7 protein-coding genes are annotated in these 13,150 nt (G+C 74.1%); 5 read left to right on the top strand and 2 right to left on the bottom strand.

Annotated features, from left to right (window positions below):
- On the bottom strand, window positions 1–5,865 hold the full coding sequence (locus tag GA0070215_RS05405; protein WP_091042463.1) for an SDR family NAD(P)-dependent oxidoreductase: 5,865 nt from the start codon (window positions 5,863–5,865) through the stop codon (window positions 1–3).
- Between the two features lie 198 nt (window positions 5,866–6,063).
- On the opposite strand from GA0070215_RS05405, the gene GA0070215_RS05400 reads away from it, so the two are divergent.
- The 5 genes from GA0070215_RS05400 (at window position 6,064) to GA0070215_RS05380 (ending at window position 12,530) form a co-directional block, all read left to right on the top strand.
- The gene (locus GA0070215_RS05400) at window positions 6,064–6,942 is read left to right on the top strand and encodes a DUF6039 family protein (RefSeq protein ID WP_091042459.1); all 879 of its coding nucleotides are present in this window, start codon (window positions 6,064–6,066) and stop codon (window positions 6,940–6,942) included.
- Between the two features lie 6 nt (window positions 6,943–6,948).
- A complete protein-coding gene (locus GA0070215_RS05395) occupies window positions 6,949–7,707 on the top strand; it encodes an enoyl-CoA hydratase-related protein (protein WP_018783891.1) in 759 nt (252 codons plus the stop codon).
- 5 nt (window positions 7,708–7,712) lie between these two features.
- A complete protein-coding gene (locus GA0070215_RS05390) occupies window positions 7,713–9,938 on the top strand; it encodes an acyltransferase domain-containing protein (protein ID WP_244166868.1) in 2,226 nt (741 codons plus the stop codon).
- A 553-nt stretch (window positions 9,939–10,491) separates the two neighbouring features.
- A complete protein-coding gene (locus tag GA0070215_RS05385; protein WP_091042453.1) occupies window positions 10,492–11,253 on the top strand; it encodes a Crp/Fnr family transcriptional regulator in 762 nt (253 codons plus the stop codon).
- Complete coding sequence (locus GA0070215_RS05380) at window positions 11,250–12,530, top strand: cation:proton antiporter (protein ID WP_091042451.1); 1,281 nt, start codon at window positions 11,250–11,252, stop codon at window positions 12,528–12,530. The genes GA0070215_RS05385 and GA0070215_RS05380 overlap by 4 nt, the downstream gene beginning before the upstream one ends.
- Window positions 12,531–12,541: 11 nt before the next feature.
- On the opposite strand, the gene GA0070215_RS05375 is transcribed toward GA0070215_RS05380, so the two are convergent.
- The gene (locus tag GA0070215_RS05375) at window positions 12,542–13,081 is read right to left on the bottom strand and encodes a DUF1697 domain-containing protein (protein WP_026267549.1); all 540 of its coding nucleotides are present in this window, start codon (window positions 13,079–13,081) and stop codon (window positions 12,542–12,544) included.
- Window positions 13,082–13,150: the final 69 nt, after the last annotated feature.

Genomic DNA, 13,150 nt, shown 5'->3' with positions numbered 1-13,150 from the left:
TCAGTCGGTGGTGACGAGTTGCAGCCGCAGCAGGGACGCCGTGAGCGGCTCGCCCGGGTCCGGCCGGGCCGGGGGTGGCGCCTCGGCCGGCGCGTCGCCGTCGAGCCACAGCCGCCGGCGCCGGAACACCGGCCGGGGCAGCGGCGCCCGGCGGACCGGACCCGGCGGCGCACCGCTGAGCACGAGGTGGGCGTTGGTGCCGCCGAGGCCGAACGAGCTGACGCCGGCGACGCGTTCGGATCCGGCGGGCCAGCCGACCGGTTCCGTGGTGGGGTGCAGCGGCGAGCGGTCGAAGTCGAACCGCGGGTTCGGGGTGTCGCAGAACAGGGTCGGCGGGATCGTGCCGTGTTCCAGGGCGAGCGCCGCCTTGAACAGCCCGGCCATCCCGGCGGCGCTGAGCAGGTGGCCCAGGTTCGACTTCACGCTGCCGATCTCGATCCGGCCGCCGGGCCGGTCGCCGAAGACGTCGTTGAGGGCACGCAGCTCGATCGGGTCGCCGATGAGCGTGCCGGTGCCGTGCGCCTCCAGCATCGTGATGTCGGCGGGGCGCCGGCCGGCGGCGGCCAGCGCCTGCCGGACCACGTCGGCCTGGGCGGCCGGGCTGGGGGTGGTGACGCCCATGGTGTGCCCGTCGTTGTTCACCGCCACACCGTCGATCACGGCGTGGACACGGTCGCCGTCGGCGAGCGCGGCCGCCAGCGGTTTGAGCAGCACCACACCGCAGCCCTCGCCGGGCACGAAGCCGTCGGCGCGTTCGTCGAACGTCCAGCACCGACCGGTCGGGGACAGCGCCCGGGCGGCGCTCAGGTCGAGGTACGTCTCCGGGTCGAGCAACACCTCGACGCCGCCGACGACGGCCAGCTCCGACTCCCCCGCCAGCAGGCTGCGGCAGGCGACCTGCACCGCGACGAGCGACGACGAGCAGGCGCTGTCCACGACCAGGTTCGGGCCGCGCAGGTCGAAGTGGTGTGCGACGCGGGCGGCGATGAAGTTCTGGTCGGAGCGCAGGACGTCGGTGCGGATGGGCACGCGCCGGCCGTAGTCGGACAGGCGCGCCCCGGCCACGACTGCGACGCGCCGGCCGCGCAGTTCGTCCGGGGCGTACCCGGCCTCCGCCAGGCACTCGGCGGTGCCTTCCAGGAACATCCGGATCGCCGGGTCCAGGCAGCGCGCCTCGTCGTCGCCCATGTCGAAGTAGCCGGGATCGAACCACTCGATGCCCTCGACGAAGCCGCCCCACTTGCTGATCGACCGTCCGAGGCCGGGCTCCGGCGAGTACCAGCGGCGGTGGTCCCACCGCTCGGCCGGCACCTCGGTGACCGCGCAGCGCCCGTGCAGCAGGTTGTCCCACAGCGTCGCGACGTCGGTCGCCCCCGGGAACCGGCAGGCCATGCCGATCACGGCCACCCGCCGGTCATGGTCCGGCCGCGCGCCGCCGCCCGCCGCCGCCGTCGGCACGGGCTCGTCAACGGGTACGGGCGAGGTCACGGGTACGGGCACAGTCACCGCCTCGGGCGCAGTCACCGCCTCGGGCACACTCACCGGCGCGGGCCCGGGAGTCGCCGCCTGCACGCCGAGGTGGGCGGTGAGGCGCTCCAGCGTGGGGTGAAGCAGCAGCGTCGCCGGGTCGAGATGGGTGCCGAGCCGCTCCTCGATGCGGACCAGCAGCTCGCCGAGCAGCACGGAGTCCACGCCCAGGTCGCCGAACTCGACGGTCGGGTCGAGGTCGCACTCGGGAATGCCCAGTGCCGCCGAGAAGATCCCCACGAGCCATTCCGGCGGGGCCACCGGCCCGCCCGACGCCACCGCGATCGGGGCCGGGGCGGGGGCCGGGGCCGGGGCGGGGGCGGGCGTACCGGCAGGCGGAGCGCCGCCCACGACGGGGGGTGACGCCGGCGCCGGACGGCGCGGGCGCAGCCGCAGCAGGGCGTCCGGGTCGGGGGCGTCGCCAAGCGGCGGGCACGGCAGCACCACCGCGCCGGACGGCAGGGCTAGCACGCGGTCGACGACACGTAGCCCGGCGGCGTCGTCCAGCGGGGCGAGACCGGCCGGCGCGCACGGGTTGGGGCGTCCGCTCGTGGATCCGGTCTGTGCCCACTGCGGCCAGTCGACCGCGCGGAACTCGGTACGCCCGGCGGCGATCGACGCGCGGACCAGCTCGTCGACGGCGATGTTCGCGGCGGCGTAGTCGGAGACCCCGGCGGCCAGCCCGGTCACCGTGGCACACACCGAGGAGAACACCAGGAAGAAGTCGAGCGGGTCGGCGGCGCACAGCGACACCAGGGTCTCGAAGCCGTCCAGTTTGGGCGCCAGCACCGCGCGGACATCCGTCAGGTCCTTGTGCAGGAACGCCGGGTTGCCCCGGCTCTCCACACCGGCGCAGTGCACCACGCCCCGCAGCGGGCCGAGTTCGGCGCGGACCTGCCGCAGGAAGTCCTCGACGCCGGGGAACCCACCGGCGTGCTGGAGCACACGCACGCCGCGGGCGCGCAGGTCGTCCGCGACGCCGGTGTCCGCGTGGACGCCGACCAGGGCGATCGACCGGGCGCCGTGACCGGCCAGGTGCCGGGCGACGAGCGCGCCGACGCCCCGGGTGCCGCCGGTCACCAGGTAGGCCGCGTCCGGGTCGCAGCGCAGCGGCGCATGGGGCGCCGGTACGAGGTCCAGGCGCGGCCGGTGCCGCCGGCCGTCGGCGTACCGGACCTCGCCGTAGGCGTCGCCCCGTACCCACTCGGCCAGGATCCGGGCGGCGAGATCGGTGTCGTCGCCGGGCCGGTCGGTGTGCAGCACGGTGGCGGTGACGCGGGCGTACTCGGCGCCGAGGACCTTGACGAAGCCGGCCGTGCGGACGTCGCCGACGTTCGTGTCCAGGATCCGCAGCGGCGTGCCGGGACGCTCGGCCAGCAGCCGCTGGATGATCCGTACCCGGGTCTCCCAGCCGGGTCCGCCGGGCAGGCCGACCAGCCCGCCGACCTCGGGCACGCGGGACAGCACGGCGGTGAGGTCCGCGACGTCGTGCACGGCCAGGCCGCCGAGGCGGGCGACGAGATCCGGACCGCCGCCCACGCACAGCATCACCCCGGCCACCGGCGAGGCGGCCGGTCCGGGATCGTCGTCCGGCTCCCACCCCTTGACGTAGAGCGGGACGTCGGCGGGTGGCGGCGTCGTCGGCCCGACGATCGGCGCCTGCGTGCCCGACGGCCCGGCGCCGGCCGATACGTCCTCGGGCACCCAGCACCGCATGCGGGCGAACGGGTACGCCGGCAGGTCCACGACGGTCCGGCCCGGCTCGTGGAGCGCGGCCCAGTCGACGGCTCCGCCGGTCACCCAGTGCCGGGCGAGGTCGGTCAGGCTCGCGCCGGACGGCGGCACGGCGTCCGGGTCCGGCGCGGCGGGGGCGCGGCCGCGCAGCACGGCGGGGTCGGTGCGGTAGGCGGTGAGGCGTTCGCACAACGTCGCGACGTCCTCGACCACGACCGCCAGCCGCTGCCGCAGCGGCTCCCGGCCGACCTGGAGCGTGTAGGCGATGTCGGCGAGCGCCGGCCCGTCGTGCGCCAGCAGCGCGGCGGCGTGGTCGGCGGCCGAGCCGGGGTGCTCCCCGGCGGCGATCCGCCGGACCGCCGCGACGAGGTCCGCCGGGCTCGGTGCGCGGTCCCGGCGCAGGTACGCGACGAGCCGCCGCACCATCTCGTCGAGGCGGTCCTCGTCGTAGGCGGACAGGACGACGAGCTGCGGGCCGGGCTGGGCGGCCGGGCGGGTACGGGCCGGTGGCGCGGCGACGACCGCGTGGGCGATGGTCCCGCCGGCGCCGAACGAGCTGACGCCCGCGACCCGGGGGCCGGTCCACTCGGCCCGCTGCCGCTGCACCCGGAACGGCACGGCGTCCCAGGGGATGTTCGGATTGAGTTCGTCGGCGTGCAGCGACGGCGCGAGCACGCCGTGCCGCAGTTGCAGGATGACCTTGGTGAGACCGGCGAGTCCGGCGGCGGCCTCGGTGTGCCCGATCGTCGACTTCACCGAGCCGATCGGGATGCTGCCGGGCGGCAGGTCGGTCCCGGCCGCGTCCCGGTAGGCCCGGGTCAGCCCGTCGATCTCGACCGGGTCGCCGAGCGCCGTGCCGGCGCCGTGCGCCTCCACGTAGCCGATCTCGGCGGGTCCGGTGCGGGCGTCGCGCAGCGCCCGCCGTACCACGTCGGCCTGCGCGACCGGGCTGGGCACGATGTAGCCGTTCGTCCGTCCGGCGTGCACGACGGCGGTGCCGCGGATCACGGCGTGCACCGGGTCGCCGTCGTCGAGCGCCCGCCGCAGCGGCTTGAGGATCAGCGCGCCGACCCCTTCGGCCGGTACGAACCCGTCGCCGCCGGCGCCGAAGGTCCGGCTGCGCCGGTCACTGGCGGTGAGCTTCATCCGGTGCTGCTGGATGAACTTGTTCGGGTGCAGTGACAGGCTCACCGCGCCCGCGACCGCCAGTTCGGCCTCGCCGCGGCGGAGGCTCCGCACCGCCAGGTCGAGCGCGACCAGCGCGGAGGAGCACATCGTGTCCACGGTCAGGCTCGGGCCGTGCAGGTCGAAGCAGTACGACACCCGGTTGGCGATGCCGCCGAGCGTCGCGCCGGAGTCCTGCGGGACGCCGCGCAGCGTGCGCTCCGCCCCGAACAGCGGGTACTCGTTCCACATCGCGCCCGCGTACACGGCGACCGAACAGTGGTGCCGCTCCCGGAGCCGGGCGCGGGTGTATCCGGCGCTCTCCAGCGCGGCCCAGGTCACTTCGAGGAACAGCCGTTCCTGCGGGTCCATCAGGGCGGCGTCGCGGGGGGTGATGCCGAACAGCAGCGGGTCGAACCGGTCGACGTCGTCGAGGTATCCGCCGTCCATGAGGTGAGTCGGCCATCCCGGTCGCGCCCGGTGCGGCGGGTGCGGGGTGACGCAGTCGCGGCCGCCGGTGAGGTTGTCCCAGAACGCGTCGAGGTCGGGCGAGCGCGGGTAGCGTCCCGCGACACCGATCACCGCGATCTCCATCTCGCCCTCCTCCCCCGGCGCCGGCTCCACGGTGACGGCCGGAGCGGGCACGACGGTCGGAGCTGGCGGTGCGGCCGGAGTTGGCGGTGCGGCGGACGCGACAGGTGCGGAGGGCTGGGCGGCGGGTGCGAAGGGCTGGGCGGGTCCGGCGGGAGCCACGCCGGCGGGTGCCGTACGACCGGCCGCCGCCAGCGCCGCGGCGACCTCGGCGAGCGTGGCGTGCTCGAAGAACAGCGTTCGCGACCGTTCGCCCAGGTCGCTCTCCAGCCGGGCGGTCAGCCGCGTCACGAGGAACGACGACAGACCCAGCTCGGTCAGCGGCAGGAGCGGGTCGACGGACTCGGCGGGCAGGCCGGACACCTCGGCGTACACCTCGACCAGGTAGGCCCGCAGCGACCCGGCCTCATCGCCCGGCCGGGCGGCGGGTGGGGCCGGCGGCGTCGCACCGAAGGGGTAGCCGGGCAGCGGCACCCGCGGGCGTGGTTCCGGCCAGTACCGCCGCCAGTCGACCAGGCCGCCACCGACCCAGTCCGCGGCGGCGTCGGCGTCGGTCGGTGCGGCGGCCGGCGCGGACGGCGCACCGGCGACGCCGTGCAGCACCCCGTCGCGGGCCTCGCCGCGCAGGTAGGCGTCGAGTCCGCCGACCAGGTCCGCGACGCTCGCGCACCGCACGGCGAGCCGGTGCGGCAGCGGCATCCGGCCGACCTGCGTGGTGTACGCCACGTCGGCGAGGTCGAGCGCCGCGGTGGAGACGTGCTCGCGCAGCCGGTACGCGGACCGGCGTAGCCGCTCCGGATCGGCGGCGGAGAGGACGACGGCGTGGGCTGGATCGGTCTGTTGCGTCACGGCACCTGCCCGCCTGGGAAGGGTCGACGGCCGAGGGGCCCGGCCGAGTCCTCACGCTAGGCAGTCGTACCCGCTTCGCCTGCTCAACGTTGAGCAGGCCGCTCGCTTGCGGCGCCCGCTCAACCGTGAGCAGACACGCCGTCGGCCGTCCCCGTAGAAACGGGCCGGAACCGGCGATCTCACCTGAGGAGCGAACCGATGACCACGACGGTCGAGCCGTACCGCGCGCTGAACCAATCGTCGCTGCCGCTGGAGCGGGTGCTGCACACGCTCAACTCCGGCTTCATCCTGCACCGGGTCGGCCAGATGGCCTACGGGTTCGCCGCCGAGGGGCGCCAGTTCAGCGTGGACCTGCTGCAGTACATAAACACCTCGCAGGAGGGCGTCGCGACGTCGTTCGCCTTCGAGGAGGTGTTCGGCGGCCGGGACCGGATGCACTGGTTCATCCACCTGAAGTCCCCGCAGGACTACCGGATCCTGCTCAACATGGTCGACCACGACCTGGAGTTCCGCCGGATCTCCGACGAGGACCGGCTGCCGCACAAGGGCGGCGGCAACTGGGACCGCATCTTCGTCCACCGCAGCCTGCACGAGGACGTGCTCGTACCGCAGCACGGGATGGACCACGACGGCGGCGACGCGGAGCCGACGACCTTCGTGCCGCCCGCCTCGTCCCAGCTCAACCAGCCGGCGGAGCAGCAGATCAACTCGGCGACGGCCGGCGCGATCGTCATGCGGACCTCGGACGTCAAGTACGAGTTCCGCGAGGAGGGCCGGATGTACGCGGCCCACTGGCAGCACTACGTCAACGAGCGGCTCGCCGGCCGGGTCACCGCGACGTTGTACGAACAGACCTGGGGCCAGCAGGACCACCTGTTCCAGCTGATCCACCTGCGCAGCGTCGACGACTACCACGAGCTGGCCGAGCTGGAGCGGAGCAAGGAGATGGCCACCGAGGTGTTCGGCCGGCGCCGGCTGCACGAGTCCAAGGGCGGCGGCGCCTGGGACCGGCTGTTCATCGAGGGCAGCATCCGCGACACGCTGCTGCTGCCGCAGGTGCCGAGCGGCGCGGCCTGAGCACCGATGGCGTACCGCACGATCGAGCTCCGGCGTGAGCCCGGGCTGTTGCGCGTCACGCTGGCCCGGCCGGAGCGGCGCAACGGGATCGACGACGAGACGCTGCGCGAACTGCACGCGGCGCTCGACGAGGCCGAGGGCGACGCCGCCTGCCGGGCGGTGGTCCTGGCCGGGCGGGACGGCGTGTTCAGCACCGGCATGGACTTCCGGAGCGCCGCCGGTGACGGTGGCGCCTCCGACGGCGGCGCGGCGTTCTTCGCCCTGCTGGAACGCTTCACCACGATGCCGCGGGTGGTGGTGGCGCAGGTGGACGGGCAGGTCGCCGGCGGTGGTGTCGGGTTGGTCGCCGCCAGCGACTTCGTGCACGCCACCGCCCGCAGCACGTTCGCGCTGCCGGAGGCGCTGTGGGGGTTGCTGCCCTGCTGCGTGCTGCCGTTCCTGGTGCGGCGGGTCGGGTTCCAGAAGGCGTACGCCGCGACGTTGAGCACGCAGACGATCGCCGCGGCCGAGGCGTACCGGATCCACCTCGTCGACGAGGTCGCCGAGCGTCCCGAGACGGTGCTGCGGCAGCTGCTGTTCCGCCTCAACCGCCTCGACCCGGTGGTCGTCGGCGACGCCAAGCGGTACTTCCGGGCGTTCTCCGGCGTCGACGACCGGCTGCGCGAGCACGCGGTGACCGAGTTCGGGCGGCTGATGTCGGCGCCCGCGGTGCGGCAGCGGATCACGGAGTTCGTCGCGCACGGCCGCTACCCCTGGGAACGGTGATCGCCGTGCGCGCGTGGGTCTTCCCGGGGCAGGGCTCGCAGCACCCCGGCATGGGCGAGGGGCTCCTGGACCGGTTCCCCGCCGAGTGCGCCACCGCCGAGCGGATCATCGGCGTGCCGCCGGCGCGGCTGTGCCGGGACGCCGAGGGCGAGTACCTCGGCCGCACCCGGTACGTACAGCCCGCCGTGTTCCTGGTCAGCGTGCTGGCCGCCCGAGCCGCGCTGGCGGACGGCCGTCCGCCACCCGAGGTGGTGGCCGGGCACAGCCTCGGCGAGTACGCCGCGCTGCACCTCGCCGGCTGTCTGGACTTCGACAGCGCGCTGAGCCTGGTCGTGCGCCGCGGGCGGCTGATGGAGAGCGTGACCGGCGGTGGCATGGTGGCGGTGCTCGGCCTGCCGCTGTCGCGGGTGACGGAGCTGCTGGCCGAGATCCCGGACGTCGACCTCGCCAACCACAACCTGCCCGACCAGTTCGTGCTGGCCGGCGGCACGGCGGGCGTCCGCGCGGTCGTCGACGCCGTGCGGCGGCTCGGCACCGGCCGGTGCGTGCCGCTGGCGGTCAGCGTCCCGGCGCACTCGCGGTTCATGGCCGGTGCCGCGGGGGCGTTCGCGGTGGCCCTGCGCGACGTCGCGCCGGGACCGCCGTCGATCCCGGTGGTGAGCAACGTGACCGCCTCGCCCCATGTCCCGGGCGAGATCCAGGGCACGCTGCTGCGGCACTTCGTCGAGCCGGTCCGGTGGTGGGACACGATGTGCCTGCTGGCGCGGTCGGGGGTCACCGAGCCGGTCGAGGTCGGTCCCGGTGAGGTGCTGACCAAGATGTGGCGCCGGGCCGCCGGGAGCCTGCCGCCGCCCGCCCCCGGCGGGCCGCTCGCCCTCGCCGCGCCTGTCCCGCCGTCCGCACCGTCCACCCCGGCCACACCGCCCGCACCGTCCTCGCCGGTCGCACCGGCCACGGCCGTCGCGCCGCCCGCGCCGGCCGCGCCTCCGGTGGCAGCGCCGTCCGTGTCGGTGGCACCCGGTCCCACTACCGGGCCGCCGCCGGCCGCCGCGTCGCGTCCGCGCCCGCCGGGCTCGTCCGGGCTGCGGTCCGACTACGGCATCCGGTACGCCTGCCTGGCCGGGTCGTCGCCGTTCGGCGTCACGTCGCCGGCGTTCCTGCGACGGCTGTCGGAGGCCGGGCTGCTCGGCTTCTTCGGCGCGCAGGGGCTGGCGCCGCCGGAGATCCGGGCCGCGCTGGCCGAACTGCGCGACGTCCGCCGGTACGGCATGGCCTGGCCGTCCGGCGGCGACGAGCGGGCGCTGTGCGATTTGTACCTCGCGCACGACGTCCGCCATGTGGAGGTCACCGGTCCGCTCGCCGTGGTGTCGCCGCAGCTCGTGCGGTTCCGGCACGGCGACGGTCCCCGGCAGCTCCTGGTCCGCGCCCCGGACCTGGCCACGGCGGTCCGGTTCCTGCGCCCCGCCGACCCGGCGACGGTACGGGCGCTGGCCGCCGCCGGGCACCTGAACGGCGTGTCGGCGGTCGCGGCGGCTCGGGGACCGATCGCCACCGACGTGGCCGTGGAACGGGACGCCCACGCGCTGGTGCCGGCCCTGGTGGCTCTGCGCGACCGGGAGGCGCCGGGGGCGCGGATCGGGGTGGCCGGGGTGGGCACCCCGGCGGCCGTCGCCGCCGCCTTCGCGCTCGGGGCCGACTTCGTCGTCACGACGACGGTGAACCAGTGCACCGCCGAGGCGGCCACCTCGGACGCGGCGAAGGATCTGCTCGCCGCGCTCGACGTCACCGACGTCCGTGAGGCGCCCGATCCGGACCTGTTCGAGCTCGGCGCGCGGTCTCCGGTGGCGCACCGGGGCACGCTGTTCGCGGCTCGTGCCGAGGAGCTGTACCGGATGTTCCTGCGCTACGACCGGCTGGCCGACGTCGGTCCGCGGCGCCTGGCCGAGTTGGAGCGGACGCACTTCGGCCGCCCGCTGGACGAGGTGCGCGCCGATCTCGGCGTCGCGGGGCGGGACGACCGGCGCGCGCTCGCGTCGGTCTGCGCCGCGTACTGCCGGGAGGCCACCGCTGCGGCCCTGCGCGGCACGGCGGGTCAGCGGCTGAACTACCGGGTGCCGGCCTCCACCGACGTCGGGGCGTTCAACCGGCTGGTCGCGGCGGAACCGCTGGCCGGCTGGCGGGCCCGGCACGCCGAGCTGGTCACCGAACGGCTGCTCGGCGAGGCAAATTGACCTAAATCCTTAAAAAGGCCAGCCGACTCCCATTCCGCTGACAATCACCCGCTACGAACCGGACGGAGGTGGAAATGCCTGGTCATTGCTCTGCGTAGACACCTGTCACCCAATTAGTTACGATGACGGCGGCCATTAACACCGCTCAATCAAGCGGTGTGCGCACCCCTCACCCGCGCCCTCCGAAAGGCCCCTTGCATGCATTTGCTTCACTGGATGAACGCGTGCCGAACCCGGGAGAAACCAGACACTGCGGATGGATGGACAGCGCAGGCCGCGCCATGATGCCACCCATCAGAAACGTCTCTGCCTGGGGAAACGTGGGCAGACCGCCACATCGGAGGGTGCACGGCTTGCCGAGCGCAACCAACGGCACGAACGGCCGGCACGGGCCGCATTGCAATTCAGACAGAATGCCGACACCCGGCTAAAGACTATTTGCCGGTGTTGCGGCTGCCCCGTCAACGATTGATAGCGTCACGCATTTCACCAGCGAACGATCAGGAACCTGACAACACGCCCGAGCCACGACATCGGGTGCCAGGAGGCCTCCTTGCGAATCGCCGGCGCCACCACAAGTTTGCGTAACGAGCTGCATCGGCTGATCCGGGACGACCCGACTTTCGCCGTCCGCACACACGTCCCGCGAGGCGGGGCCGCGTACAACTCCGGCGACCACGATCTGCGGATGTACCTCGTGGAGGTCGGTCAGTTCAAGACCATCGCGTCCTCCGCCGACGGCAAGCAGTGCCTGCTGTCGATTCACACGCGGGGCGACATGTTCGGTGAACTCGGCCTGCTCGGCGGGCCACGCCACGACACCGCCCGGGCCATGCGCGACAGTGTGATCAGGAGAGTCAACTCGGCGAAGCTGTTCGACCTGCTCAGCAGCGACGAGCAGCTCAACTGGCACTTCACCCGGTTCCTCATGGCCAAGCTGCTCGACCAGCAGCAGGCCATCACCCAACTGGTCACCATGGACAGCGAGCACCGGCTGGCCGCGACCCTGCTGCGACTCGCCCGGAAGGTGGGCCGGCGGCTCAACCTCGGCATGCAGATCGACGCGAAGATCACCCAGGAGGAGCTGGCCAGCATGGTCGGCACCACCCGGTCCCGCGTCGGGCTGTTCCTCAAGCACTTCCGCGCGGCGAAGCTGGTGGATCAGCTGCCCGGCGGATATCTCCTGATCAACGAACCGGCGCTGACCCGCTACGTGGAGTGCGGCCAGTACGAGCCCGTCCGGTGGGGCACCGACCCGATCCGGCCGGTGAACGGCGCACGCCTGCTGCGCGGCGACCGCGAGCTGTCCGCATGAGCAGCGTCCTGCTCCTCCTGCACGGAGCCGCCCTGCTCGTGGCGCTGCTGCTCGTCGGCGGGATCGGACGCGCCACGGCGCGGCTGTTGCGGCAGCCGCCGGTGATCGGGGAAATCGTCGCCGGTCTCCTCGTCGGCCCGACCATCGTCCTGTCCGCCGGTCACGACGGGCTGGCGGCGGTGCTGCCGGAGGACGTACGCGCACTCCTGCGCCTGGTCGCCGAGGGCGCGCTCGTGCTCTTCCTGGTGGGCCTCGCGCGGGAGCTGCGGGTCGGGCCGGCGCGCGACGACCGCAGGCTGGCCTGGGTGACCGCCGGGGCGCTCGTTCCGGCGCTGGTCTGCGGCGTGCTCGTCGCGTTGTGGGTCCAGTTCGTCGCCGGCCCGGCCGTACGCGGCGACGCGCCGATGCCGGCCTTCGTGCTGGGCGTCGCGGTCACGCTGTCCATCACCGCCGTACCGGTGCTGGCGCGGCTGCTCACCGAGCGGGGCCTGACGGAGACGGCGGCCGGGGCCCTCGCGCTGGCCGCCGCCGTGGTCGTCGACGTCGTCGGCTGGCTGCTGCTGTCCCTGGCCGTCGGCCTGGGCGCCGGGGATCCGGCGACCTTCGGGCGCGCGATGGCCGTCCTCGCCGGAGCGTTGCTGCTGGCCGGCGGGATCCGATGGGTGCTGCGCCGCGGCCGGCCGGCACTGTGGTGCGGCCGGTGGCCCGCCGCCGGCGCCGTCGTGCTCGGCGTAGTGGCTCTCGTGGTCGGCTTCGGCATCCACCAGCTCGGACTGACCGCGGTGTTCGGCGCGATCCTGGTCGGCCTGGCGGTGCCGCCCGGCGAGCCCTGGGACGCGCCGACCGCCACCGTGTCGCGGCTCGGGCGGTCGCTGCTACCGATCTTCTTCGTCAGCGCCGGGCTCACCGCGCTGACCGGCGCGGTCGCCAGCACGCCGTGGTCGCTGGTGGTCGTCGTCCTCGTCCTCGGCCTGGCCGGAAAGATCGGCGGCGGCTATCTCGGTAGCCGGCTCGGCGGCTGCTCGCCCGCGGAGGCCATCCGGATCGGCATCCTGCTGAACACGCGCGGGCTCACCGAGCTCATCGTGCTCCAGGTCGCGTTCCAGGCCGGCATCCTCAGCCCGCCGCTGTTCCTCGCCCTGCTCATCATGGCGCTGGTCACCACGCTTCTGACCGGTCCGCTGCTGTCGTCGGCGGACCGGTTCTGGCCGGCCGCCGACGCCGGCGACAGCGCCTCGGGGGCCGTGTCCGGCCCGTCGGTGGTAGGCCCCCGGTGACGGGTACGCGGTCAGGCCGCCGCCATGTCGCGCAGCTTCAGCACCGAGCGCCAGTTGCGCGTCGTCCCGACCACGCCGGTCCGCTTCTCCACGAAGGCGTTGCTGAGCTTGCTGCGCCCGTACCCGTCGGGGACGTGCACGAACACGTCCCGGCCGAGCAACGTCAGCGTGCCGGTCTCGCCGGGCGGAGCGGCGAGCGCCGCCTGCTTGTCCGCGCCGGGATCGCTGGCGAGCATCGTGACGAGCAGCTTCGTGTGATCCGTCTGGACGTCGAGATACGGGTTGGCGGCGATCATCGCGTCGAGTTCGGCCAGGCTGCGCAGCAGCACCGGCACGTCACGGCCCCACCGCTGCTTGATGCCCCTGTCGATCTCGGCCAGGATCGCGACCTCGTCGGTCTCCGGGCAGCCGAACACGACGTTGCCACTCTGGATGTACGTGGCCACGCCGTCGAAGCCGCAGGAGACGAAGACCTCTTTCAGCTCCGTCATCACCATCGAGCTACCGCCACCGATGTTCACCGCGCGCAACAGAGCGACGTATCTCGTCATGACCCGGGATGGTAACCGGCCGGGCCGATCGCGGGCGCTCAACTCTGAGCAGACACGCCCGGCCGTCGG

Origin of the sequence: Micromonospora marina (genome assembly GCF_900091565.1) — a bacterium.
Taxonomy (GTDB): domain Bacteria; phylum Actinomycetota; class Actinomycetes; order Mycobacteriales; family Micromonosporaceae; genus Micromonospora; species Micromonospora marina.
This window is presented reverse-complemented; position numbering and strand designations above follow the sequence as displayed.